The sequence below is a fragment of the Pectobacterium punjabense genome (assembly GCF_012427845.1).
GTDB lineage: Bacteria > Pseudomonadota > Gammaproteobacteria > Enterobacterales > Enterobacteriaceae > Pectobacterium > Pectobacterium punjabense.
In genome coordinates this window covers 3,019,116-3,043,216 of the sequence record NZ_CP038498.1, presented here as the reverse complement: position 1 = coordinate 3,043,216, position 24,101 = coordinate 3,019,116, and the positions used below count along the sequence as shown (strand labels likewise).

Annotated in this window: 25 protein-coding genes and 4 pseudogenes; 19 read left to right on the top strand and 10 right to left on the bottom strand. The window is 37.0% G+C overall.

Annotation, left to right across the window (positions count from 1 at the left end; translation table 11 throughout):
* The first annotated feature begins 336 nt into the window (after positions 1-336).
* The 9 genes and pseudogenes from E2566_RS13885 to E2566_RS21870 form a co-directional block, all read left to right on the top strand.
* On the top strand, positions 337-1,212 hold the full coding sequence (locus E2566_RS13885) for a DUF6387 family protein (protein ID WP_107168500.1): 876 nt from the start codon (positions 337-339) through the stop codon (positions 1,210-1,212).
* Between the two features lie 149 nt (positions 1,213-1,361).
* Positions 1,362-1,580, top strand: a complete 219-nt coding sequence (locus tag E2566_RS13880; RefSeq protein ID WP_039520198.1) for a helix-turn-helix transcriptional regulator — start codon at positions 1,362-1,364, stop codon at positions 1,578-1,580.
* 32 nt (positions 1,581-1,612) lie between these two features.
* A complete protein-coding gene (locus E2566_RS13875; RefSeq protein ID WP_107168501.1) occupies positions 1,613-1,927 on the top strand; it encodes a hypothetical protein in 315 nt (104 codons plus the stop codon).
* Positions 1,928-2,006: 79 nt separating this feature from the next.
* Positions 2,007-2,303: a hypothetical protein gene (locus E2566_RS13870; RefSeq protein WP_107168502.1), complete on the top strand. Its 297-nt coding sequence runs from the start codon at positions 2,007-2,009 to the stop codon at positions 2,301-2,303.
* A gap of 52 nt (positions 2,304-2,355) precedes the next feature.
* Positions 2,356-2,661: a hypothetical protein gene (locus tag E2566_RS13865; RefSeq protein WP_420892579.1), complete on the top strand. Its 306-nt coding sequence runs from the start codon at positions 2,356-2,358 to the stop codon at positions 2,659-2,661.
* Positions 2,662-2,700: 39 nt separating this feature from the next.
* Positions 2,701-3,051 (top strand): hypothetical protein, encoded by a 351-nt coding sequence (locus tag E2566_RS13860; RefSeq protein WP_107168503.1) that lies wholly within the window; start codon positions 2,701-2,703, stop codon positions 3,049-3,051.
* A 69-nt stretch (positions 3,052-3,120) separates the two neighbouring features.
* Positions 3,121-3,381, top strand: a complete 261-nt coding sequence (locus E2566_RS13855; RefSeq protein ID WP_107168540.1) for an H-NS family histone-like protein — start codon at positions 3,121-3,123, stop codon at positions 3,379-3,381.
* Positions 3,382-3,745: 364 nt separating this feature from the next.
* The gene (locus E2566_RS13850; RefSeq protein WP_107168504.1) at positions 3,746-5,266 is read left to right on the top strand and encodes an AAA family ATPase; all 1,521 of its coding nucleotides are present in this window, start codon (positions 3,746-3,748) and stop codon (positions 5,264-5,266) included.
* Positions 5,267-5,321: 55 nt separating this feature from the next.
* Positions 5,322-5,850: pseudogene (locus tag E2566_RS21870) on the top strand (transposase); the annotation flags it as partial.
* A gap of 111 nt (positions 5,851-5,961) precedes the next feature.
* Here E2566_RS21870 and E2566_RS13840 read toward each other — a convergent pair.
* The 3 genes and pseudogenes from E2566_RS13840 to E2566_RS13830 form a co-directional block, all read right to left on the bottom strand.
* Complete coding sequence (locus E2566_RS13840) at positions 5,962-6,348, bottom strand: hypothetical protein (RefSeq protein ID WP_107168506.1); 387 nt, start codon at positions 6,346-6,348, stop codon at positions 5,962-5,964.
* 303 nt (positions 6,349-6,651) lie between these two features.
* A pseudogene (locus tag E2566_RS13835) lies at positions 6,652-7,130 on the bottom strand (DUF4756 family protein).
* 157 nt (positions 7,131-7,287) lie between these two features.
* Entirely contained in the window at positions 7,288-7,941 is a 654-nt protein-coding gene (locus E2566_RS13830) for a hypothetical protein (protein ID WP_107168507.1), read from the bottom strand.
* Between the two features lie 1,090 nt (positions 7,942-9,031).
* Between E2566_RS13830 and E2566_RS13825 the strand changes: the two genes are divergently transcribed.
* Positions 9,032-9,718 (top strand): BTB/POZ domain-containing protein, encoded by a 687-nt coding sequence (locus E2566_RS13825; protein WP_107168508.1) that lies wholly within the window; start codon positions 9,032-9,034, stop codon positions 9,716-9,718.
* Between the two features lie 155 nt (positions 9,719-9,873).
* The gene (locus E2566_RS13820; RefSeq protein WP_133169851.1) at positions 9,874-10,812 is read left to right on the top strand and encodes a hypothetical protein; all 939 of its coding nucleotides are present in this window, start codon (positions 9,874-9,876) and stop codon (positions 10,810-10,812) included.
* 94 nt (positions 10,813-10,906) lie between these two features.
* Here E2566_RS13820 and E2566_RS13815 read toward each other — a convergent pair whose 3' ends face one another.
* A complete protein-coding gene (locus tag E2566_RS13815) occupies positions 10,907-11,284 on the bottom strand; it encodes a hypothetical protein (protein ID WP_107168510.1) in 378 nt (125 codons plus the stop codon).
* 637 nt (positions 11,285-11,921) lie between these two features.
* Between E2566_RS13815 and E2566_RS13810 the strand changes: the two genes are divergently transcribed.
* A complete protein-coding gene (locus E2566_RS13810) occupies positions 11,922-12,476 on the top strand; it encodes a lipoprotein (protein ID WP_107168511.1) in 555 nt (184 codons plus the stop codon).
* A 16-nt stretch (positions 12,477-12,492) separates the two neighbouring features.
* Entirely contained in the window at positions 12,493-13,152 is a 660-nt protein-coding gene (locus tag E2566_RS13805) for a hypothetical protein (protein WP_107168512.1), read from the top strand.
* 69 nt (positions 13,153-13,221) lie between these two features.
* Here the strand turns inward: E2566_RS13805 and E2566_RS13800 are convergent, their stop codons facing one another.
* The 3 genes and pseudogenes from E2566_RS13800 to E2566_RS13790 form a co-directional block, all read right to left on the bottom strand.
* Positions 13,222-15,087: a P-loop NTPase fold protein gene (locus tag E2566_RS13800; protein ID WP_107168513.1), complete on the bottom strand. Its 1,866-nt coding sequence runs from the start codon at positions 15,085-15,087 to the stop codon at positions 13,222-13,224.
* Between the two features lie 319 nt (positions 15,088-15,406).
* Positions 15,407-16,480, bottom strand: a pseudogene (locus tag E2566_RS13795) (IS3 family transposase).
* A 75-nt stretch (positions 16,481-16,555) separates the two neighbouring features.
* Positions 16,556-16,822, bottom strand: a pseudogene (locus E2566_RS13790) (transposase); the annotation flags it as partial.
* A 168-nt stretch (positions 16,823-16,990) separates the two neighbouring features.
* Between E2566_RS13790 and E2566_RS13785 the strand changes: the two are divergent.
* The gene (locus E2566_RS13785; protein ID WP_133169852.1) at positions 16,991-18,169 is read left to right on the top strand and encodes an RES family NAD+ phosphorylase; all 1,179 of its coding nucleotides are present in this window, start codon (positions 16,991-16,993) and stop codon (positions 18,167-18,169) included.
* Positions 18,170-18,550: 381 nt separating this feature from the next.
* On the opposite strand, the gene mobQ is transcribed toward E2566_RS13785, so the two are convergent.
* Complete coding sequence (gene mobQ, locus E2566_RS13780) at positions 18,551-19,972, bottom strand: MobQ family relaxase (RefSeq protein WP_107168515.1); 1,422 nt, start codon at positions 19,970-19,972, stop codon at positions 18,551-18,553.
* A gap of 738 nt (positions 19,973-20,710) precedes the next feature.
* On the opposite strand from mobQ, the gene E2566_RS13775 reads away from it, so the two are divergent.
* From E2566_RS13775 to E2566_RS13765, 3 genes are all read left to right on the top strand, one after another.
* Positions 20,711-21,202, top strand: coding sequence for an NUDIX domain-containing protein (locus tag E2566_RS13775; protein ID WP_168444507.1), 492 nt, complete (start codon positions 20,711-20,713; stop codon positions 21,200-21,202).
* A gap of 358 nt (positions 21,203-21,560) precedes the next feature.
* Positions 21,561-21,815 (top strand): hypothetical protein, encoded by a 255-nt coding sequence (locus tag E2566_RS13770; RefSeq protein ID WP_107168517.1) that lies wholly within the window; start codon positions 21,561-21,563, stop codon positions 21,813-21,815.
* Positions 21,812-22,096: a conjugal transfer protein TraD gene (locus E2566_RS13765; protein ID WP_103182486.1), complete on the top strand. Its 285-nt coding sequence runs from the start codon at positions 21,812-21,814 to the stop codon at positions 22,094-22,096. Before E2566_RS13770 ends, E2566_RS13765 begins: the two co-directional genes overlap by 4 nt.
* A gap of 105 nt (positions 22,097-22,201) precedes the next feature.
* On the opposite strand, the gene E2566_RS13760 is transcribed toward E2566_RS13765, so the two are convergent.
* Entirely contained in the window at positions 22,202-22,561 is a 360-nt protein-coding gene (locus E2566_RS13760; protein ID WP_107168518.1) for a hypothetical protein, read from the bottom strand.
* Positions 22,562-22,638: 77 nt separating this feature from the next.
* Positions 22,639-23,040, bottom strand: coding sequence for an H-NS family histone-like protein (locus E2566_RS13755; protein ID WP_107168519.1), 402 nt, complete (start codon positions 23,038-23,040; stop codon positions 22,639-22,641).
* A gap of 101 nt (positions 23,041-23,141) precedes the next feature.
* Between E2566_RS13755 and E2566_RS13750 the strand changes: the two genes are divergently transcribed.
* Positions 23,142-23,378 (top strand): hypothetical protein, encoded by a 237-nt coding sequence (locus tag E2566_RS13750; RefSeq protein WP_107168520.1) that lies wholly within the window; start codon positions 23,142-23,144, stop codon positions 23,376-23,378.
* An 81-nt stretch (positions 23,379-23,459) separates the two neighbouring features.
* On the top strand, positions 23,460-24,017 hold the full coding sequence (locus tag E2566_RS13745) for a type 4 pilus major pilin (protein ID WP_107168521.1): 558 nt from the start codon (positions 23,460-23,462) through the stop codon (positions 24,015-24,017).
* The last annotated feature ends 84 nt before the right edge of the window (positions 24,018-24,101 follow it).

The following is a 24,101-nucleotide window of genomic DNA, read 5'->3' as shown; positions in this document are numbered from 1 at the left end:
GCTCGCTAGCAGTTATAAGTTAATCACTGTTAAGCGATCGTAATTTCAGCTATAGATGATCTGGACTACATGGATGCTGACTCACTATCCTATTTTACATAATTGTATGGATATCTGCTTCTGGCACTTAGCCGAAAAACAGTTGTAACTATAAATAAATTATGTGTGAAAAAATGAATAACGAACATTAGTTAAGCAATTGGCAAAAGGAGTGCCAAGCCATATGAATTTCTTCAAAGCTTTGCTCCGGTGGACTGATATCTTTTTGCGCTTTATCTATGCTGTTGAGTAATATGGTTTTATCATAACATAACAACAAAACTTATAGAGAAAAAAATGACCAAAAAGATGCCTAAAGCGCAGATCGTAGAAGCACTAAGTGAGTGGTTTGACGTAAGTCGATATGATGTGCTGAAGGATTTAACGCTAGAACAAATCTATGCCGAGCTGGAAAGACGGATCTTTGCCTATAAAGCAAGGCAACAGTGGGAAACAGCAGGCGAAGAGAATCAAATGCTGGCGATCTACCATGATGCCCTGATCCGTTCAGGTAAGGTTATACACGAGGTTAAATGGGTCTCTGACAGCCATATGCTGGCACACAGTTATGCTGTCAGACCAATGACAAGGACTTCGTTGTTCAACTATGGGCGAGCTATGTATCGTCTGGAAAACAACGTTGCTAAAGATGACGTTTCAGTGAGTTCAGAATACATATCTGAGTATTTGAAGCAGGGCGGGTTAAACCCCGCTAACAAGATGCTGATTGAAATTGATTTGGATGAAGCCAGCAGTGATGATTTGGCAGAACACCTAAAAGTGCTTATCAGTCAGTGGCAGAAGCATCTCAAAGCGCCCAAGCCAGCGGAAAAAGATTTCCGCTTTGGTCATAAAACCTTCCAGAAGATACTCGATTACAAAATTATTCCTCTAATGGATCTCATTGGTTGGGAACAACTCAACAATCAGAAAATCCCTTATCCTGTGTTGGCTGGCATCCTTCATACCGACATGCGTTATGCCAGAGGTAGTGAGCAAATCAAGGACACAGATTACCCTCTGGCCTATGAATTCTTAAATAATGATAACTATTTCAAGTCGTTAAATGACTTTTTCATAAAAAACATGCATGTGAAGAGTTCAGATATCCTTGCTGTCATCGGCATGAATGACAAACCTGAACCGAATAAGAAAACAAGGGACAGTCGCTAAGCCTGAACATCCCCGATATTCACCTTTCATAAAAATCTCCTAAATTCACTGGTCCTGAACTTCCCCTCTGTTCGGGGCTGGTGAACCAACCTCGTTTTTTACAAGCGATATCCATACAATTATTTCCATCAAATACACAGGAGATAAATATGGTTCAAATCGTAGCAAACAAAAAACAACGTCTTATCCGTTTACCAGAAGTGATTAGAAGAACAGGATTTGGAAAGACATGGATTTATACACTTATTAAAGCCGGACGCTTTCCACCGCAGGTTAAAACGGGTTTAAGGTCTATTGCCTTTATAGAAAGTGAGATTGATGCATGGATTGAGAAAATCATTTCTGATTCACGTCCTGTATCTGAATAACAAATATTTTAATAATAACAAGAGGAAATAAAATGAATAATAAAGAAATGGAAATTATCAAGCAGTTATCCACAAAAATATTTTATGATATGACAAAGTATCTTTATGTGGCTGGAATGCTGATATATAAAGAGCAAGGAGATCATGAGTTAGTCGCATCTATTATGTTAGATAATAATAGAACGGAATCGTATCTTTCACATGTTAAAGATTATTTGGCTAAGCGTTTTGATGGACATATGGAAGAAGCGGGTAAGAGAGAAAGACTGATTTATGTTGATATGGATAAGGTTATGCATGAAATGAGATATGTTCATACTCAAGCATTACTTTTTAGTATGAGCTAACAACAGCATATTCGGCCCCGAAAGGGGCTAATAAAAAACACAATGAATTAAATAAGCATTTAACTATGAGGATATAAATATGTCTAAAAATACGGTGGGTATTAATAAATTAACCGAACTGTTCTATGAGCTTGCTTGTAGATCGTTTGCCGCAAGCTGGAATATGTTCATGGAAGTTAATGGTGATGGTGACGCCAATGATTATTTGGATGATCCAGATTTTATGAGTCCATTTATTATCCATGTGATTAATCATATTCAGAATAACTTTGATCGGTTCACTGCCCAAGAAGGTAATAGTGGTGATATTAATCAGGTTAACTTTGAACTGGTTGCTGCCATGTTAGTTGGGCATTCAGATAACTTTAGAAAGTAAGAACTATCTTGCCCCGCAAGGGGCTAACAAAAGATATAAGAGGAAAATAAAAATGGTAAACAACATAAAGAAAAACGAAACATCTACGATATTACGTAAAAACAACAACGAACAAAGTTCTATGACAAATAAAATATCTATAGTTGTAAGCGTGTTGTGTGATGGATCTCCAGAAGTAATGAATACTATTCAAGAGCGTTTTGAAATATTTGTTGCTATTACTGGATATTCAGTAGAAGAAATCATGGATGATAAGAATATACTTGATGAGTTAAATCGATTTATTAATAACGAGCTAGTAGATGATTTGGGGCTGGAGTATAGCTGTGCCATCACCAATATCGGTTATAACAACTAATGTTTTACTGACTATTAACTGAAAAGTAAGGATGAGAAAATGAAAGAGATTGTATTGAATAGTCATGATAAAACAAAAAATGAGCTTGTTGCTAACATCTTACAAGGATTCTGTGATGAGATATATAATATTTATGAAAATGATCCTGAAACAGCAATCTATATTATGAGTTGGGGGAAACTTTCAGAGTCTATTTATGATGTGGTGATAACTCGTGAGATAATGAAATACTCTATTAAAAATGATGTATCTGGTATCAATAAAAATGATTTGAAGGATGAAATCTTACATTGGCATCTTGAGCATATCATTGACCTCGTATTTAAAAATATCAATCAGGATGAAAATCAAGACCCTGTTTATTGGAAGTTAAAAATGACAGTTGTTTGATATTCAGATGTAATGAGTATTCCCTCGTAAGAGGGAAATAGAATCAATGATAACACTATGAGGTTTAATATGATTGATGAATTCCACGTTATGTATATGTATAGAAAAATCCAAGCTGAAGCGGCTACAACTGATTTAAAAACCTTGAATCAACTGTTGAAGAAGTTCCGCAAGGTAGTAGCGGAACGCCGTGAAGAATACTATCAGGAGATTGGTGAGAAGAAGGCACACAAATATAAGATGAAAAGATTAAAGAAGCTGCTTGAAAAAATGGAATGTGATCGTGTATCACCAGAGGAGCTATGCTCTATTGGCTCAGACTTGACCTAAAACTTCTCTGACTCAGGGTCATACCAAATCTAACAGATAGCTTTGTGCCGGAGGCGGGCTATACAAATATCAAAGTGTATTAATTTGGAGGTAAGGATTACCATTTTATGTGTCTAGGACTTAACATATTGATAAGTAATTATTTTATTAGTGATACTAAGTCTCAACGATGCTGATGGGTAACACGTTTTTTTGGAAAGTTTCAAAAAAGGATAGCTCTCTTTGCATACTTTTTAAACCGCGATTTGTAAGTTAAATACAAGATATAACAATGTTCAATTGGAAGATTGAATCTGATACTATCGTGGAAGCGCACTATGTAACCCAATGCGCTCATTTTTCAATCTCAATCAGGAAGAGTGCAATGCCTCCAAGAAATAAAAGCATTACGAATCAGAAAATTAAATCAATAAAAATTCAGAAACTGAAATGCATAAACAATTTGAATGAGATTTTTTTTCATCCACATGCGCTAACCGCTATTCTTGGTCCAAATGGAAGTGGTAAATCTACTATCCTGCATGCTTTAGCAAGCGTGTATATGCCTGAAGAGGGATTTTCCGGTGAGGATCATAAGCTAGGTGATTTTTTTCCTCGCAGCCCGCAAGCTGAATGGAATGGCAGTAATTTCAATGTCAATATATCATATCGGCGCGATGGTATTTTAATTGATAGTGATATAAAAAACTATGGAAAAGCTGACGATAGGGGATCTCGCTGGGTCCAAATATATGCCAGAAGACCAATGCGAGAAGTTTATTATTTGGGTATAGATAAATGTGTACCAATGATTGAGTCGGAGAAGAAAAATAATGTTCAGTACATAACTAGCAACGTGAATAGTACGTTGATTACCACAATTCTCAGCAAGGCATCTTATATATTAAATAAAAGATATACCAGTTTTAATCATCATCAAAAACCTAATGGAACTAAATTTATCGGTGTTGAAATTGCTGGGCTAGCCTACTCATCTCTTAGTATGAGCGCAGGTGAACAAAAAATATTTCTTATTCTTGATACTGTTTTTAAAGCAGATAAAAATGCTCTCATATTGATCGATGAACTTGACTTGTTATTACATGATGAAGCTTTGAGAAAATTAATTCTTGTTTTATCTGAGCATGCAGAAGAAAAAAATAAACAAATTATATTTACTACTCATCGTGAATTAATAATTAGTATGAAAAACAAAGTAAACATACGTCATATTTTATCACTTGATACGTGCTCGTATTGTTTTGAAGAAACTAAACCAGACGCGATAAATAGATTGACTGGTGAGCAAGTTAAGCCTATAGAAATATATGTCGAGGATGATGTTGCAAGTGCGATTGCTAGGAAAATATGTTCTTCTCTACAAGGTAGCAGATATGTTCAAATATATATGTTTGGTGCGGCAATTAACGCATTTACATTACTTGCTAGCTCACTTATCAGAGGGGAAAATATACTCAAAAGGATCTACATCTTAGATGGTGATGAATACAGCACAGATGCTCAAAAAGCTACAGCTCTAAACAGAGTATTAACAGGTACAGAGGAAAGGACCCAGCAAATGAAGATTGCAGGGGAAGGAAAGGTTATACAGTTTAACCTTCCGGTAGATCTGAAACCCGAAGCATACCTCCATCAACTAATCACAACTATTCCTATCGAAGGACTGGAGAATGATGCACTGGAAATTATAACAGTTGCAAACAGCATTCGTTTTGAAATTGATCCGCATAGCTATATTACGAACATTATAATCAGATTAGGTTTAGAACGTTCATCTGGACTTGCTAAAATTATTGATCTTGCATCAAAACACCCTGATTGGAACAATTATACCCAAAGTGTCTCTAACTGGCTCATTCCTTTGGTTCAGGAATTAAGCGAATAAAACAGCCAAATAGAGATATTTTAATAATAGTTGTTGGGTCGATTTTTAAATAATCGTGGGATATGAAGTGTATGAAACTGAAAGTGGTGAGCAGGCGGCAGCCCTGATACAACGCACGGTCCTTCGGGAAGGATGCTGGCAAAACCCGCCAGTACTGCATGCGGACAACGGTGCGGCGATGAAAATCACAGACGTTGTAAATGAAGCTACACGAGCTGGCAATAACGCCCTCTCACAGCCGGCCGAGGGTGAGTAACGATAATGCGTATGTGGAGTCGCTGTTCAGAACACTGAAATATATCCCGCAGTGGCCGTCATCGGGGTTCGGTACATTGGATGAGGCGCGTGAATGGGTAGAGGATTTTATGCAGTGGTATAACGAAACGCATAGACATAGCGGCATCAGGTATGTGACGCCGGGTCAGCGACATCGTGGAGAAGACGGGGAGTTGCTGAAAAATCGGGATGAGGTGTACAAAAAGGCAAAAGCGCAACGGCCTGAACGCTGGTCTGGCAGAACACGAAACTGGCATCCGGCAGGTAAGGTGATGCTGAATCCAGAGCGGGAAAAACAGGCAGCCTAAATCAACCGGGGGTGCCAACTACCTTGACACTTACCGACCGCCTGAGCGCTCACCTTTAATACGGTGGCAATTACACAGAATTACTAACAAGCTCAATTTAATTGCAATATTTTATTTAAACACACGATCTAGGAATTCTTCAGATGCTTTGTCATTGACTATTGATCGCGTAATATTTCGATGCTTCCAATAAGAAAAAGTATTCTCAAAGTATAATTTTTCTAATTCATTTTTATCCATTGAAACTATTTTTCGTAACTCATTGATAAAGCTCTGTGCATGTATCTGTTTAGACAAAAAATCGAGATAGCCTATAGTAGTAAAAGGAATATACATTACTTCTGAATGCGACCAATATGACGCAATGTCTTCACAATAAACCCAACCATGTTCATTCAATTGATTATTTGCTACTTTCCCTTCAAGTTGTTTAATATGTTCTGCCGCTTTTATTTGATGCTTGTCGATCAAACTGTTTACATAATTCATGTCCAGCATGTTGCCTCCTAAACATTTGTTTATGTTCATACCTCACAAGGATAGAAATAGCCTTAAGGTGAGGTTGTTTTCCTCAAATTTTATCTGGCTTAGCCTGCCATTGTTACTATACTGATCAGACGCTATCGAGCATTACTATACATGAATTGATCTTGATCGGCAATCATGGACACAGCAAGCTTGAGGACTTTCTGATAAAACTCAGGAGTGCCCTGATTACAGGCTTCATACTGGTGGGCTACCTGTGATTAAGGGTTTACTCACCGATTTGCATGTTCAACATTGCCGGGTAGGGTCAGCCATTTAAACAGCCATTTTTCTGCGTTTTGTATTCGATGCTCCCCAATCTGATGAGATATGAGAAAGTTGTTCAAGACTCTGCTCAACAGAACGTTGAAAATTAAGTGCTGCTTCTGTACGCTGTTTTATAATTAGGGATACAATTTCTTCATCGCTTTTTTCTTGAATTGCTTTCCTATAAAGACTACGTTCATAAAACTTATCAAGATCCCTGACGATTTTGCAGATGTGTTAGCTGTTGAAAAACTTATAGGATTCAGTTCACCGATGAAACTACCCATAAGTGATTGTCTCTTTTTATCTAGCCTGCGTAGTTCGGTATGTGCAGACCTATATTTCTTAATTTCATATTCAAATGTGTCGTCATTACGAAGCTTACGATATCCTTCTTTATATTCATCCATTGATGGTTGTTGTTTTAGCTTTTCTACAGTTTCAAAATATGCGAACAAGTCGCTGTTGTCTAATCTTACATTTCTCATAAATACCTCGTTATTAATAGTTGTTATATTTATATGTTAAGGTATATAGAGAAAGTGTCAAATGCAGCAGGGAGATTAAAAAGAGTAATCTGTGGATAAAAAGCTATATATTTTCTTCTTCATCAATTTCTTCATGATAATCATCAAACATATTGTTTTATGAAACAGAGTCCCAGTCAATATCATCATCAGGTGTAGAAAGCAGTGGTGTTTCATCTTCCTTTTTTGTTGATTCTTCTTCATTCTTATTATTTACAAATATGGACTCTTTATATACGGTAGAAAAAACATTCTCTACGCCTTCACTGGTAGTTCTGAGCGATTTTTTTACATATTCCTTTCGTGTTCCATTAAGCGTCCTGTATTGGCCTTTCAGAAAGAGATTAGCATTTATTAATGTATGCTTACCATCTAAGATAAGGATGCCCTTATTGATAAGTTTTTTCCAGCATTTGCATACATTTGATTTACTCATGTTCAGTTCTTCAGCGAGTGCTGATTGAGATATACTGGCTATAAGATTACCATGCTGCATAAGCTTACATAACCGGATCATTATTGTGTATTCTGCGCCAGACATATTCTTTCCGAGTTTTTCCAGATTATCTAAAAAAGCATGAACATAGGCTATTCCCGGTTGTATATCAGAACTGTGCTCTTTCCTTACATTAACAGTTATTTTTTCTTTTCTATTTCGGTTATAGAAACTGTAAACCTCCAGTTTTTGTTTATCTGTGAAGTGATTTCTGTTGATATAGTTTTCCACTTCCTCACTGCTTGAGTTCATTATTGTGTTGTAATCAATGCCCATAAGTATTCCTTTCATTATTATAATGTTTGTTATATATAATGCAGAGTGTTATCTTGTCAAAAATAAATGTGAAAAAAGGAAAAATAATACACTTTTGCGAAATTGCGTTCACTCTTCTGGATATGCCAAATTAGTGTAAAGTTTCCACAGAAGAAATTTTAGTTTCCGTACAGGAAACTTCGATTTCCTCAGAGGAAACTTAAATTTCCATACAGGAAACTTTTATCGCCAAATCTCCTTTAAATATAATAGGTTACGCGTCCTTAATACTGTAATATTTTTAATAACCTTAACGTGAAGTGTGCCAAATAAGTGGCACCTTGTTATTTTTTATGATTTTTCTTTTTATTTTATGTGCAGCAATGTGATTGTTTCTGACAATCACTCAGTGCTGCTATTGGGGATATAGTTTTACTATGTGTTTAAGAGCAAATGCTATAATTTGATACATTTCTCATTAATATGCAGAGAAAGGGCGAAGCCATGAGCGAAAGCTCATAAGAAAGGATTTGTTTTTCAATATGAAGTTTTAATTAAGTATAGGGTAAATCTGGTATATATAATATCTTAAAAACTAAACCGTCCATGAAGTCGTAATATTAATCATACTATTTCTGCTTTATCGGCTATCGCCGAAGTTCTTTATGGATAAATCCATCATTAACAGGGATGAACCCTGTTTCAGCAATGTGATTGTTTCGAGCAATCACTCAGTGCTGCTTCTTTGAATATAGTTTTTCTATACGTTTAAGATCAAATGCTATATGTTATCGCGGTAATTCTGTGTTCAAGAATAAGATCAAATTTGTTTTTTATGATTAAACGATCTGAAAAAGATATTTCCTCTTTTTGCTATCAATACTAAAAACGTACTTCATCAAGATAAAAATACATATTTCAGAGTTAGGGCGTAGCCGTGCTCATGAAAACGATGAATCGTTTTCTACAGCACATGAGCGTTAGCTCATAAGATAAATATCTTTTCAAAAGAAGATTGAAACAGTACGGAAAACGTTATTATCCAAAAGTTAAATTTGATTTTCCTAAAATAAATATGGCATTAAAAATAAAACAAAAAGGAAAATAAAAAATGACTAATATTAAAATCATCACTCTATTTAATACTAATGATAAAATACCATTTATGAATTGTGTTGTTAAAGATGTTGAAGAGAACGAACACGGAATAAAACTTATCCTTGAAAACGGGAATAATATCTATGTTAAAGATTACGATTCTTTCTTCCTGTCTGAATCAGCAAATGATTGTGATAAGGAACGAATGGTAAATGTGTATGGGAGATTGATTTCTGAACTCAGTCAAGTCAGCGAAGAAACAATAAGCTTGCTGATGTCAGAGACCAAAACCTACAACAGCCAGCATCCCAACACGCCCGTTAGTGTTCTGGATGATTACTATTACTGTAGCAGGGTGAAAGCCAATACCTCAGATGAATCTGCATTGATGAATGTGCTTGGCCTGCAGGATTTGCGTGAGGCCATAGCTGAAGATAACTTCTTATCCGAACTGGAAGCCTCTGGCGGTATCGTGCTTCACACCGACATGGGCTATCCAGTAGCGGAATACAAAGGTACAGACATCAGAATAGCCATTGAGTCGATAAACCTTGCCCATATGCAAGATCTGACCAATGGCTATGTGGTAATGTTCAGGAACGGTGAGTTTGAGCATGAGATGGAGGGCGATCTCTATGAGGCGTTATCTCAGGCTGTTGATAGACTTAAGATCGCTGTTGCGTTGTTTAAGGATGCATAGTAATTAATCTTATATTATCGGTAATACTACATAAATCTTTAGCTTTTTTATATTTATATGCGATGTTATTGATCCATAGATCATAAGTAAATACTTTGTCTTTTTTTGATGTTATTATTGTGCTAATAATACTTCGTGTGTTTAGATGACTATCTATGGAAAAGGAAATGGAAAAAATATATATAATAGAGAAGAAATATGATTTAGAGTCGTACATTTCAGCAATTCAGAGTAAAAATAAAGGGAAAGAGATATCTTATTCAGACCTTTTATTAAAAGCGGGTGCTGCGGCGCTAACAATGAACTACCTTCCAATAAAACTAATTGGTGTCGCTGCCACTGTTAGTCCGATGGTTTTAAATTTATTTTCTAATAAAGATAGTGACGATATAAAAATTACTAAAGAAGAGGCTAAAATCCTTGACGGGGCATTGAATAAGTATTCATTAACTATTGAAGAAACAAGGGGGAGGAAACTAAAATTCCCTCCCGGACATCCCATTGTTGGTCTTTTTTATCGACTTCACCCTTTAGATAAAATAAATCCTGAAAAAGAAAGTTTATATATTCCAGATGAGTACTATGAACAACTTCTACTACAGGAAAGAGAAGCGGAACTTTTGAAGGTTTTAATAAATTTAGGTGCAACAAAAATAAAAATAATTAAAACTAGTAATAAAACAAATAGTAAAAATATTCAATGTGAAACTAATGTTGAAGCTTCAGCAAATGTACCATTTTCAGTAGATGCTGGTATCAATAAGCAATCTCACCAGAAAGATTATGAGGGTGAGGCAAGACTGTTTGAATTGGCCGGTAAAAAATGGGTTAGCGGCGATTTATTAGATAAAAAAGAGTATTCATGGCTTCCATTTGAACCTCAGTGGGGATCTTTGATTCTTGCTAGAGAAATTGGTGGTTGTACCAGAGCCGCTGTTGAGATGACTTCAAAATCTATTTTTTCGGCAGATGTTTCAGCTAGAGCAAAATTACAGACACATGTTATGTCATCAAATGCAGAGTTAAAAATTGAAAATACTGATGAGGATGTAACTTCATACAAGTATGAAGTTGATTTCATGTCAATTCAATAAATAATCACAAGCTTATTTTTTTATTTAGATATGGCAGGTTTTTTACCTGCCAATATTGAATTACGTTTTATTATATTTCATTGCATTTTGTTATTTAATCCAACAGTCCACGCGAAACCTTACTCGCCGTCTGACTGAAATTATATCGGTCAACAACATTCCCTTTGAACCAGATCTCAAGGGTGTTCATATGCGCTGTGTTGCTGTTTTTCAGTAGGGCCAGACCGGGAATATAGTTTGAGATCTGAGTCTCGCCTGACATGCTGGAATAGGACCACATTTCCTGACCATCATTGGTAGCTCGCGTTTGCGGTTCTCCGAATGCATTAATAACATCTTGCTGGGTAGTTTTCCCTTTAACGATTTTGGCTTTTACGGTTTGTTGGGATTCGTCTTTAAGGGATTTATTACCATATGTGGTGCAAGCGGTAAGAGGTAAGATCACCAGAGCAGCAATAAACAGTTTTTTCATGTTAACTCCATATAAACAGTAAACGTAGAAACAGGCGTAAAGAAGCCGGGGCCAGAGGTATATCGAATCTGGCTATTTAAATTTGTGTTAATGACTGGCGAAGAAAGCCGCTTATCAGATGTTGTGAGTCTTTCTATCTAATCCGCTAACGGCATCTCTCATGCTCATGTTGTTTTCCCTGATGTTGCATTAATAGAAGCAGCGCAGATGCCATAAAACAGCTTTAGGCGTTTGTCTTACGGCCAGTAGCTCCATCTCCTTGAACCCACTCGTAAACAGCTCTGTAGCTCTTCCGCTCACTTTATCCAGTAACGATTCTTCTAGCAAGAAAATGATCGGTATAACAGATCGATAAATTAATATTGATAGATTATGGCAATCAATAATGCTTTTTCGATCGGAGATTTAATTGTTTTAATCGATCGAATAATAATAATTGATAGTTAATGTCTATTATTGTTTTGATTTTGATCGGTACAAACGATATGACGACCCTCAAAAATAATTGAATCCTATCAATTGGTTAATCAGGTGGCTTTGCTGTGGTCGTCCTGTAAGAGCAAGCTGTAACGTCTTCAGGCAACTCGAAAGGCGTCAAAACATAACAGCATTTATGATTATCAGGATGGATAGAAAGATGAAGACGATTTTACTCGTTGCTGGCACAGCGCTTTTTCTGGCGGGATGTGGTGAGAAGGGCGATTTTGAGAAGGCGATTAACGCGAAAATTTCAAAATTAAAGGTGTGCTACTCACTGCAAGACAACGACATTGTGTTCAACAAAGGTTTTCCGGTAAAGGTTAACCGTGGCTACCGTTCTGCTGGATACAGTGCCGGTGATGAAATCCTGAATGGGCTTGTTGAGCAGGGGCTGCTTAATGTTTCACAACAGGCGAATGGCTTTAGCAGTGTTGATGTTCTGGAGGTTACAGACAAAGGACAAGAGGTTGAATTTTGGAACCGTGAGGAAGGTGTCTGTGTTGGGCATCGAGTTGTCGCTGAGATCACAAGCTGGACTGAACCGAGTGAGGGTAATGGCGCTAAAATCACACAAGTGACCTATACGTGGAAGCTCGATGGCGTTCCGGGTTGGGTTGATGAAAATGCGTTCTCTGGCGTCAGGGGGATGTCTGAACCAGAAGAAGCCAAAATTGTTCTGGTGAAAACCAATAACGGCTGGGCTGCTCGGTAATTAAAGGAAGAACGCTATGAACACTATCTATTGGGTGATTTTCATTGGCCTGCTGATGAACATACCATCACTGGCACCGGTGCTGTTTCTCCGAAAGACACAAAAACAGGTGAAAGTATCGATGGCGGTCAGGCTTTACCTGCTTAACATTTTCTTGTTGCTATCGCTGGTGACGCTGTCTCAAAACACCACGCAAAAATACGGACTGTTCCCGGTATGGCTGGTTTTTGCCGCCATTGGGCTATTTATGGTCATGCTGGTGCCAACGGTAAAATTCATGCGTAAGCATTTAACTATAGGTAAAAGCAGGGCTGTTATCCTTTCATCATTCCTGATTGTCTATGTCATTAGGTTTCACGGCGTGTTTTCAGTTGGAAATGGTAGTGGATATACGGTTAACGGATACAACGCCGCATGGACATTTTTCTTCTTGTTTGCCTGTTTGTTGGTTTATCTCGGTTGTGCTGGGAGTAAAACATATTCTGGTTCTTATGCACAGTCTTCTGCATCGCAACCAGATTATTTTAAGCCGACCAAAGAATATGAAACACAATCCCAAATTGACTACGATATTGCTGTGAAGGGGCGGAGTGTCCTATCTGATCCCAATCTGAGCATTGTTGAGCAACAGCGTTATCGGAACCGTATTGAGAAGCGATTCTCTTCTAATGACTGAAGAATATTAATGTAATTCGAATGCGAGCCATATGAAAAGTGGAACGCATTCTGAATTATAGTCTATATATTAATTACTGCGCTGATTTATTTTTTTAATTATTTTTTCAATTAGATTAATGAGTAAACCATTAAGGATGTTATTTTTTACTAAATCCGAGGGGCATTTCCTATCAATAAGTTTAGTGTTTAATTCACTCCAGAAATTATTTTCTGTTTCTACTCCGAGCCAGAAATGAGGATCGTCTTTAACATCTTCAGAGAAATATCTTTCGTATAATATTTGATATAACATATTAACTGATTCATTTTTAGATAAATACAAGGCATCAATAAATTTATTGGCGCTGAGATGGTGGAAGATTGGCTTGAACTGATATTTATTTAAAATTATCTCAATTAACTTATCTTTTGAATAATTCAATAAATTCTGTTCTATAGCCTCAGCGTGCAATTTTTCATTATTCTCATTTTCCGCCTTACGAATATTACTTATCTCTGCTGTTATTTTTCTTTGTTGTCTAATAAAATCTTCATCTTCACTGTCAAAGTAAGCATAGCCAGTACCATTGATAACGGAATTTAAAGGGTGAAATGAAGTATTCCATGTATCACTGTTTTTGTAGGTGGATATATACTCATCAACTTTTTCGTCAATCTTGCTAACATCTAAATCAATCATTTTTTCCTTAGAGAAATAAATTAATAAAGATAAGTTGTGTAATAATATATTTGCTGGATATTCTTTCAATTGTTCAAATTCATTTACTAACTTCTTACTAAGTAAAATGAACTCATTATGTTCTAAGTCACGGAAATTCCATAACTTAAGCCAAATGGGTTTTTCTTTGCTCTTTGGGTGAGTGAAATAAATTAAACTTTCAGTAGATTCTTTTAATCTTGATATATCACCATTGAAAAAAATATCTGCCCATAGATCGCAATTATATAGACCATGTCCTGCGAAAGAGTATAAATGAGCTATTTTATCTATTGGTTCAGATGGGTTAAACTTTAAAGTGAATGAGTTTGTTTTCCGTAAATCACTCTCATTTATATTGCCCTTTTTGATCTCTATACTTAGTGCAAAGAATATTTTAACCAATGACTCTATGAAATCATTCTCTTTCAAATGTTTTGGTTCAAGTTCATTTATTAAATAATTAAAGTCAAGTATTGTTTTTTTTATCGCTCTGAGATTCTTTTTTTCTGATTTTTTATATGCAAATTCAATTGTTTTTTTATGTTTTTTTAAAATATCACTATTAGTGTTTTTTAGGAATTCATCTAATATAAGAACAAAATCGTGTTTTATTTCAAAGGTTTTCCCTATAAGTTTTTCTTTAAAGTCAATATAAGTTTTTTGGTCATTTTCAGTAAGTGTTGACTTGTCAATACCAGTCAGTTTTTTCTCGTTAGCTATTAAGATTATTTTTACTTTAGATATTTCGATAAGATAATTTATATAACCTAGAATTTCTTTGGCTGGGATATTAGTTCTTTCTAAATCATCGAACACTATGATAATCTCCCCATTTTTTCTATCGGAGGGAAGTACTTCACTGAAATTTATTTTTTCTAGGCTTGCATTAATACTTCCATCAGCTTTCTGGTCCCCATCTAGATCTATTTTTAGACCAAATTTCAATGCTCCTTTAAGAAAATTACCAGTTAGTCGCGTATATTTGTTTGAAAGGAATGGGTGAAGCTCTTGAAATATTTTTTCATCAATACTCGATAATGAGTTTAGACCAAATAAACTAATTTTTATTATCTTCCTGTGTTTTTTATTTTTTTTATTATAATCGTGGATGTAATGCTCAATAAAATGAGTTTTACCAGCACCCCATTCCCCCGTTATAAGAAAAGTATACTCAGGATTATCAAGGTTCAAATAGTAATCAAGGTTTTCAGTGATGTGATAATTTATGCTCATGTAGAGATTTCCGTAACTAATATGAGAGGGAATGTAATAAACAACAATACATAAATTAATAAAAATCAGTTGTTATGTTGGAGCAACATAACAGCCTTATACTAATTGCTTTTTTCTTGCTTGTCTCGGAAATATGCTGGTTTCAGCTTGTTAAAATGGCTACTCAGTATTTTTCTATGTGATATGGATGGGGAGATATCCAAATGATTATCTTTCTCAGACTGTTCCTGCCCAAGACGGCTCGGAAAACGTGTGATCTCTTCCTTGGTCGGCTTGTAATCATCACTGTTGATCCTACCCACGTAATGTGGACACAGCCCTAAGCGAGGTTCTGGTTTTTAAATTGTTCCGGGCTGAGACCACCACAGGCACTGTGGCGACGCCAGCGATTGTAATCGCACTCAATATAATTAAATACCGTTGAGCGCATCATTTCCCTGCTGGCAAAGCGTTCGCCATGGATACATTCTACTTTCAATGTATGAGAGAAGCTTTCCACACAGGCGTTATCGTAACAGCAACCTTTGGCGCTCATACTGCCACGCTGTGTATGTCGTTTCAGCAACGCCTGATAATCTGATGAACAATATTGCCCAGCTCTATCTGTATGAACAATGACATTCTGCGGGCGTTTACGTCTCCAAAGCGTCATCTGTAACGCATCACAAGCCAGTTGTGCCGTCATCCGTGCGAAGATACGTGATATCACCTGCCCACTTCTGGTTCGGGCCGTTGGCGATAAAGTTCTGCTTCAGCAGGTTTTCCGATACCGGCAGGCCATGTTCACGGTAGCTGACCGGACTGAATTTACGGCTGGCTTTCGCCCGCAACCCCTGACGACGCAGGCTCGCAGCGATGGTTTTGATGTTGTACTCCGGCAACTCATCAGCAAGACGTGGCGCACCATAGCGCTGTTTTGCCCTAGCGAATGCCTTACGGACAGCCTCATCGCAAATGAGCTGGAAATGCTGGCGCGGGGTTATCTGACAACGACGCCTGCGCCAGACATACCAGCCGCTGCGGGCAACCTGAAGCACCCGACACATAGCTTTGATGCTGAACTCTGCCTGATGCTGTTCGATAAAGACATACTTCATTTCAGGCGCTTCGCGAAGTATGTCGCGGCCTTTTGGAGAATAGCCAGTTCTTCATCGCGCTCCGCCAGTTGGCGCTTCAGGTGCGCATTTTCGGCAGCCAGTTCATTCTCGCGCTCTGATGAGTTCATCTGTTGCTGTTGTTTACTCCGCCAGTTGTAGAGCTGGGATTCATACAGGCTGAGTTCACGGGCAGCAGCAGCGATTCCAATACGCTCGGCCAGTTTAAGGGCTTCATCGCGAAATTCGGGCGTGTACTGTTTGCGGGGCGTTTTACTGGTTGGTACTGGTTTTGTCATGAGTAATCACCTCTGGTTGAGAGTTTACTCACTTAGCCGCGTGTCCACTATTGCTGGGTAGGATCATGTCGCGGCCTTTTGGAGAATAGCCAATTCCTCAGCCTGTTCAGCCAACTGTCGCTTTAGCCGTGCATTTTCAGCCGCGAGTTCATTTTCGTGCTCAGAGGCGGTCATTTGTTGCTGTTGTTTACTGCGCCATGCATAAAGTTGTGACTCGTACAGGCTAAGTTCGCGTGCAGCAGCAGCGACACTAATACGCTCTGCCAGTTTCAGGGCTTCATCTCGGAATTCCGGCGTATGCTGCTTACGGGGTTTCTTATTGGTTGATGCTGGTTTTGTTATGTGAGCCACCTCTTAATTGAGAGTTTACTCACTTAGTCGCGTGTCCACTAATGATGGGTCGGATCACTTAGCGAGGTTCTGATTTTCAGATAATCATGTAACATGTTGGATCAGTGGAGTTCAAGCATGTATGATAAATTCTAAAAATTTCATGGGAAATAGTAAACAGTGAGAAATAATTTTCTATATAGTCTGGATTCAATCGATCTCGATGAACATGATTATGATTATGATTTTATATGCTTAGAATGTATCGAAGATAGTATACTCAAATTATATGACCGAAAACTTCATCATGAACGAATTTGCTGTGAATGTCATAAAAAAATAAATTCCGGTTTCTCTGTTTCTTATCTTACATCAAAATTTAAAGAAAATTTATCTTGCCACTACGAAGTCGTGAGTGATAGCTCAGGCATTCCACTTTTTGATGTGGTTCTATCCTTTCTTGGTAAAAAAGAAATTAGTAATCGAGTTACTGAGTCATTGCTAAAAACAATAGATAAGTTAGATAAGTACAAACCTATTAAAGATAATGTGAATGAAATCGATGCAATAAATAAATGGAATGAAATTAATTATGATTTAATGTATTCCAGTCGTTTTTTTAATAAATCCGTAGAGAATTATTTTTCTGAAATAGTATCATTGGCATATCACCATGTGGAAAAAAGTAATAACAAAGAAAGATTAGCAGTAAGCCAATTAGCTAAAGGCTCAAAGTTATATAGAGCAAGAAAAATATTAATAGACGAGCGAGAGGATATTCTAGCCTATCCCGCTCAGAGGCTAGGCCCAGCCCCCTATAATAAGGCTGCTAATAACCGAATGAGCGCTGAATCAATCTCTATGTTGTATCTTGCTAAAGATCAGGAAACAAGTATATCTGAAATGAGACCATCAATGGGTGATGTTCTTGCGGTCGGGGAGTTTATTACGACAAAAGATCTCGTTTTTTTTGATTTCTATAAAATAGAAAAAGAAATTCAAGGTTATATATATGGTGAGAGCATTTTATTCAAAAGAAATGAAAGGCAGTATATAATAGAAAAAATTTTGCCATTCATTGGTAATGAAATTTGTAGACCTGCAAATAATCCAAGTAGATATATTGCCAGTCAGGCTTTGGCTGAGGTTATTAAAAATTTTCATAATGGAAAAATTTTTGACGGAATAATTTTTAAATCCGTACAAAATGACGCTGGTGTAAACTATGTTATATTTAATAAAAGTCAATATAAAGAAAGTGAGGCGGTCTCATGTGAGGATTTTTTTGTTGAGATAAATCGTGATGTCATTTCGTTTAATAGAATAACATCAATTAAATATAAGAGTGAAGAGGCCTAAGTCGTATTAATTATCCTTAAATAGTTAATGTATATCCTATTTAAGGATAATTAACGAACTTTAATATTTTTTATTTATAGGTTGTCTTTATTCGAGTTGTCAGTTAATGGTTTTCAGCCTTTCACTTTCGGAAAGTTTGTATCTTTTTCTGATTTTTTATCTGCATTAACCATTGCTATGATTATTTTTTTAGATCTGACTGGAGAATATAGTAGATCAGCTTCCAGCCTGAAAGAATAACTTATTAAATATATTAGTAAAAACCAACTGGGAGTTAACTGGTTATAATAAATGCTGATGGTTAATTATTTTTGTTGAATACAATGCCGATTTTATTTTTAACGGAATTATACTATATGATCTCGAACCAATCGATTGTGTTTAATTGTTATTATAATCAGGTGGTCTTAATTTAGACACCGGTTTTTTCCTTTCTGCAGCGAGTTTTGGTATGTAGTCTAGCTTACTCTCAGGTTGTACTGGCATAACCGGACGACGTGGGAAACGTCTGATCTCATCTGGTGTTGGACTATAAGTGTCACTGTTAAATCTGGCTCGTCTCTCATGCTCAGCGCGTGATACATAGATACCCTGCACCTCATCAAACACATAGTTTTCGGCAATACGTTTATCATGTTCAGCATCAACAGAAACAGGAGCTGGTTTCTTCTTGGCCCAGACGAATTTCTCTTTTATATATTCCACTACCAGTAAAGTGAAACGCTTGAACAAACCAGTCTGACGAGGTTTAACCTGCTTTCTCTTACTTTTAACAGGAGCGCGTTTAACCGCTCTGGCAGTTGAAGAGGATAGGGTTTTCAATTTGGTACGTGTATGAGGCGCAGGGGCAACCAGAACAGGTTTTTGGTCATCTGATGATGCTGACTGCGAACCCGTTTCAGAGAACTCTGTTCGAGGTTGTATTTCAGGTAAGACGATTTCAACAGGTTCAGGCATTTCGGACACGGTGAAACTTCTAAGGTCAACAACGATCTGCATATCTAAATCTTTGAAGGTGTTGTATGTGGCCTGAGCTTCTTGTTTCATCTCATCACGAACAGCCTGCTCAGCAGCTCGTTGCTCCTGAACCTGTTTGCTGTTCCACTTGGCGCGATGAACACGTTGCATTGCTGGGCGGCTGGTTGCTGTTGCTTTGGCGAGCCATAGCGCTTTTTCTTCCACGTCTAAGGTGATAGCGGCATTTTCGAGTGCTTCATTGTATTGGGTATCAATAGAACGGTGATCAACACGCTCGCTACTGCCAGCGGCAGCCAGATAGCGATTGGCAATTACTGCCCATGATTCGCGCCAAAGGATTACGTTTTTCTTGTCGTTCCAGCTTCTTTCTTTTTTACCAAAGCCATCATCGGTGATTGGTTTTAATGTCAACATCACATGTGCATGGGGGTTTTGACCATCCAAATCGTGGAAGGCGATATCGGCAATCATGCCCTTATCAACGAAATTTTTCTGACAGTATTCGACTACTAATTTTATCTTGTCGTCATTGCCAAGTTCACAAGGGATAGCCACATCAAAATAACGGGCTGTTTGACCGTCTTTCTGACGTTCAACCCTTTCGACTTCATTCCATAGGGCTGTTGAGCTTTCAATAATATGAGAAGGAGCGGAAACTGGTGCTAATATTTGATGATGGAATAAATCTGTTCGGCGGCTGAAATCGTAGGTATTACCTGTACGCTCATCTGTTATTCTTGACCTGTTATGATAGGCAGCCTTCCTACAGGAAGACATACCCTCCGAACGTTTCACAATTTTAAACTCCAGATGAAATATTGCCATATAATAAAAGACCTCAATATAATAAAAACTATAAAATAAACATCAACGCTCACTATGCCGCTGTTAGTTTTTCGCAAGGAAAACTCTGGTGTTGACCTTGGTTTTGTTTTTAGCCTGCGGCAGGCAACCGTCGGTAGACCCCACACGCTCACGAAGTGAGTGTATAAGTGGGCATTGTTTTCTTAAAAAAAGAAACAATGTAAAAGCCCCTCTCATTAATTAATACGAAATATATTAATGTCTGTAAAACAAAACGCCGAATTAAGCGGCGCAATCTGGATAAACGGGCGAAGTATTCCGCGATATTACCTCGATGGGTTTTAAATGGTGTCCGAAGGACAAGGGAAGTTTTAATTTATCCCGCCGTAAGGCGGGAAAGAACTAAAACAAGAAAATAGTAGCTTTTTCTGTGGTTTTCCCTGTTGCACTATTAACAGGTTGGTCATATGAATCAGAATGAAAATTTAACAGGTGGAATGAAAAACATTAACGAGAAAAATTAAGTAACGTGGTGAGTATTAGACAAAATAGTTAGTGATTACTATTGTGTTGTGTTACTCATTTTACCATTACAGCATAAATACATTCACTCACAGAAAATTTTATACTGAAATGTCATTGGGATAATCGCCATGTAATCAATTGGTTACATATGATGGCTGTCATGCAGAACAGTTTTAGGAGTTTAAATCTGTAAAATAAAATAGTGATATACGTCAGATGGTTAAGGTGTAAAATGTGAAGGGTAATCGTTCTTTTTGTAGGTATGAGGTGTTTATGCGCGAACCTAAGCAAGTGCTAATTGTTCCTTATTCAATTGATAGGGATGAACTTTATTTATATCTTCTAAAAAGAAGAGATATGGATTATTGGCAATGGGTTGCCGGAGGGGTGGAAGAAAATGAGACCATTTGGGATGCAGCGATTCGTGAATCAACTGAAGAACTAGGGAATGTTTTTAAAGAGTCAGATCTTATACAACTTGAATCGATATGTTCTATTCCAAGATGTTATTTTGACAGTGACAAGGAATGGAGTAATGATTTCTATACCGTTACTGAATATGCTTTTGCTATCAGATTATCTATAGATTCTAAAATAAACCTTAGCTGTGAACACTCAAAATCGACTGTAATAAAATACTCGGAATTGAATAAATATAATACATGGGATAGTAATAGAACAGCAGCATGGGAGTTAAATGAAAAATTTTTGAAACGAGACATTTGAATGGTAATGGTTCTGATTATTCAATAGTTACAAAATAGGTTAAGCGCTCACATATAAGCGCTTAACGTATTTAAACGATCATATATATGCGGTTAAGTTAATTATATAGTGGCTAATGCCTAAACTTGCCAACATAGGGGATATCAGTTAAATAAAGTGAAACGTGAAAAGGGAGAATAACATGAAACTTGGTGAGTTGAATGAAACAGCATTGGTTTTAATTGGCATTAATGCTGTGGCATGGAGTATAAATATCAGCCTTATGAGTTTGTTTTTTATCAAATAAAAGTATATTGCTGTATTGATAATTTTTCAAAATATGTTAAAGGAGAATATACAACAAATACAAGGAGGTTTAATGTATAAAAATAATGATGAAGCCATTGATTGGGAAGCCAAAAAACTTCTTGATGAAGGTGTTTATACCGATACAGAACAAGCCTATTTAGAAGCAGAAAAACGAGTGAATCAGATAAGGGAGAAATTCAGAGAGCATCAGGTTAAACAGCAATTTAAATTGAAGATAAAATCAATCAAGAAAAAACTGAATAATGATGACTATGCGAATATTCCTTATGATAAAAATAGAAAATATTGGGGGGATGACATATGACAACAAAAACAATCAAACAACAAATTGCTTCAGCACAAGAACGTCTATACTTCTTGGAAGCTAAAAAGAAACAGCAAACGAAAAAAGAAAATACACGGCAGAAAATTATTTTCGGTGCAGAGGTTGCCAAAGTCTTAGGATGTGATATTGGTTATGTAGATAAGGAATTGGTCTTTGGGATTCTGCTTGATATCCCAAATCTTCATGAAAGTGATATTGAAAGGTATAAAGCACAAGGCCAAACTTATATCGAAAATGTTTTAAATAAATCCAAACAGTAGTTTTCCTTTTCACGTCCGAACGGTGAGCCGACCTAAAACTTGTTTTTAGGTCGGTGAGCTGTTGAGCAAGCCCCAGAGGGCGCGGTAGCTGATTTATTATCAACACTATCTCAGGAAGAGATTTGCAGCATATTCTCCATTGATAAAAACATCACATTCATGATCTGGTGCTGAAAATGCATGGGTTTCTCTTTTGCATCGTGCCATGACTTTTTTACCGTTGTAGGTTGCTGTATAGACATTGGTGTAATTATTGCTAAAGACCCCGGCTAAACTTTTATCTTGATTCAAGAACGATTCATTTATAATCAGAGTTTCATTTATCCATAGCTTTAAAACACCGTTTGGCATGTTTGCGCTAATTAGAAGTTGTTCGTCATCCTGAGTTCGGTAAGGTTGTTTTGCGGAAAAATTGGTACACCCCACTAGAAAAAGTGCTCCCAGAAGTAATACTCTGCCTGTCATTTCTTGTCCTTAAGTTAAATTTTTATATTTAATTTTAGAAAACCCCCCTTTAAATAAAACTTAAAGGGGGGGGGGGCTCAGATCTCAAAATATTCCAAAGTCTTACCATTTTCAAGCGCAGCGGCGATAGCTTTTGGTGTACGGCCCTGACCTGTCCATAACTTTTCATTGCCGTTTTCATCGACATATTTATATTTGGCTGGACGAGGAGCACGTTTAGATTTTGTTGACTTGGTGGCAGAAACAGAACCAAGCAGTTCAGCCGGATCGATACCATCTTCTAACAGTTTGGCACGAAGAGCTTCAATTTTTGCCAGACGTTCAGCCTGTTCTTGTTGAACTTTGGTTTCTTCTTCACGGCGCTCTTCAACAATAACGGTGAGCTTTTCCAGCATTTCTTCCAGTGTCGCCAGATCGGTTTCTCGTGCCTGAACACGCAGGGTTCGAATGTTATTTAATACTTTGAGAGCTTCACTCATAGCTTATTATCCTGATGGTGATAAAGAATCATTGATGGGTATATCGAAATTTGACACATGTCAGTAATAAATTATATATCAGTATGGATACGGAGGAAATAATGAAAAAGAAGAAATTAAAGAAAAATCCGCTTGAGGATACGGCAGTGTTAAGTCGAATTGCCAAAAACGCCTCACAGAAAGCGATCAACGAGGCATTCAGGGCTGGAATGCCTATCCACTGTATTTCAGAAGGAAAACTGGTAAAAGTGTATCCTAATGGAAGAAAGGAGTGTGTCAAAGTTCTGAATATGGAACCTATTTCTCTCGCGTCAGCCGTTCATCAGTTAACCCGCTAATTATATGCCGCTATCTATTGTCTTATCCTATGTAATCGTTTATCTGTTTTTCATCGTTTGGATGAAAAGGAGTTAAATAGGGTGTTATTAAAAAATAGAAAATATAGAAAAGGGTTCTCTCTGCTTGAGCTAATATTGGTTTTAGGTGTTATTGCCGGGTTGATTGTCAGTGCATTTATGATTTACCCCAAGGCTCAGGCGGCACAGCGTGCAGAGATTGAAGTAAAAAACATTACCGCTATCGTGTCTGGGATAAATGCTATTTATGGTTCCAGTACTAATTATACAGGCATCAATGCAAGAACATTAATTGACGCGAAAATCATACCAAGCCAAATGAGAGTTGGGGATACTTATCGGGTAGTTAATATATGGAAAGGGCCTGTGAACTTTAGTTATAGCACTAATGGATTTAATATTACCTACAATAATGTTCCTTCTGTTGAGTGTGCCAAGCTAGTGTTAGCAACGGCATCCATGTTTTCAAATATATCTGTTGGTGATAATGAGGGTTATGATGAAGAAGGTAATGAAGTCGGAACCAGTGGTACTGTGAAGCAGGGGGTTAAAAATGTCGATGAAGTCACTAAATATTGTTCTAATGAGATGAATGTTATCTCATTTGGATTTGGTTATTGATGTAGTCATTAGTTATTTTTTTCTTCCATTGTGCTAATAAATAACTGGTTTGCTCAATAAATAAAGATAAATGATATCTTGACC

Bases quoted from the DNA above. Each gene is read 5' to 3' on its own strand.
- E2566_RS13885 (WP_107168500.1), top strand. From the start codon at position 337: ATGACCAAAAAGATGCCTAAAGCGCAGATCGTAGAAGCACTAAGTGAG.
- E2566_RS13880 (WP_039520198.1), top strand. From the start codon at position 1,362: ATGGTTCAAATCGTAGCAAACAAAAAACAACGTCTTATCCGTTTACCA.
- E2566_RS13875 (WP_107168501.1), top strand. From the start codon at position 1,613: ATGAATAATAAAGAAATGGAAATTATCAAGCAGTTATCCACAAAAATA.
- E2566_RS13870 (WP_107168502.1), top strand. From the start codon at position 2,007: ATGTCTAAAAATACGGTGGGTATTAATAAATTAACCGAACTGTTCTAT.
- E2566_RS13865 (WP_420892579.1), top strand. From the start codon at position 2,356: ATGGTAAACAACATAAAGAAAAACGAAACATCTACGATATTACGTAAA.
- E2566_RS13860 (WP_107168503.1), top strand. From the start codon at position 2,701: ATGAAAGAGATTGTATTGAATAGTCATGATAAAACAAAAAATGAGCTT.
- E2566_RS13855 (WP_107168540.1), top strand. From the start codon at position 3,121: ATGATTGATGAATTCCACGTTATGTATATGTATAGAAAAATCCAAGCT.
- E2566_RS13850 (WP_107168504.1), top strand. From the start codon at position 3,746: ATGCCTCCAAGAAATAAAAGCATTACGAATCAGAAAATTAAATCAATA.
- E2566_RS13840 (WP_107168506.1), bottom strand. From the start codon at position 6,348: ATGCTGGACATGAATTATGTAAACAGTTTGATCGACAAGCATCAAATA.
- E2566_RS13830 (WP_107168507.1), bottom strand. From the start codon at position 7,941: ATGGGCATTGATTACAACACAATAATGAACTCAAGCAGTGAGGAAGTG.
- E2566_RS13825 (WP_107168508.1), top strand. From the start codon at position 9,032: ATGACTAATATTAAAATCATCACTCTATTTAATACTAATGATAAAATA.
- E2566_RS13820 (WP_133169851.1), top strand. From the start codon at position 9,874: ATGGAAAAGGAAATGGAAAAAATATATATAATAGAGAAGAAATATGAT.
- E2566_RS13815 (WP_107168510.1), bottom strand. From the start codon at position 11,284: ATGAAAAAACTGTTTATTGCTGCTCTGGTGATCTTACCTCTTACCGCT.
- E2566_RS13810 (WP_107168511.1), top strand. From the start codon at position 11,922: ATGAAGACGATTTTACTCGTTGCTGGCACAGCGCTTTTTCTGGCGGGA.
- E2566_RS13805 (WP_107168512.1), top strand. From the start codon at position 12,493: ATGAACACTATCTATTGGGTGATTTTCATTGGCCTGCTGATGAACATA.
- E2566_RS13800 (WP_107168513.1), bottom strand. From the start codon at position 15,087: ATGAGCATAAATTATCACATCACTGAAAACCTTGATTACTATTTGAAC.
- mobQ (WP_107168515.1), bottom strand. From the start codon at position 19,972: ATGGCAATATTTCATCTGGAGTTTAAAATTGTGAAACGTTCGGAGGGT.
- E2566_RS13770 (WP_107168517.1), top strand. From the start codon at position 21,561: ATGTATAAAAATAATGATGAAGCCATTGATTGGGAAGCCAAAAAACTT.
- E2566_RS13765 (WP_103182486.1), top strand. From the start codon at position 21,812: ATGACAACAAAAACAATCAAACAACAAATTGCTTCAGCACAAGAACGT.
- E2566_RS13760 (WP_107168518.1), bottom strand. From the start codon at position 22,561: ATGACAGGCAGAGTATTACTTCTGGGAGCACTTTTTCTAGTGGGGTGT.
- E2566_RS13755 (WP_107168519.1), bottom strand. From the start codon at position 23,040: ATGAGTGAAGCTCTCAAAGTATTAAATAACATTCGAACCCTGCGTGTT.
- E2566_RS13750 (WP_107168520.1), top strand. From the start codon at position 23,142: ATGAAAAAGAAGAAATTAAAGAAAAATCCGCTTGAGGATACGGCAGTG.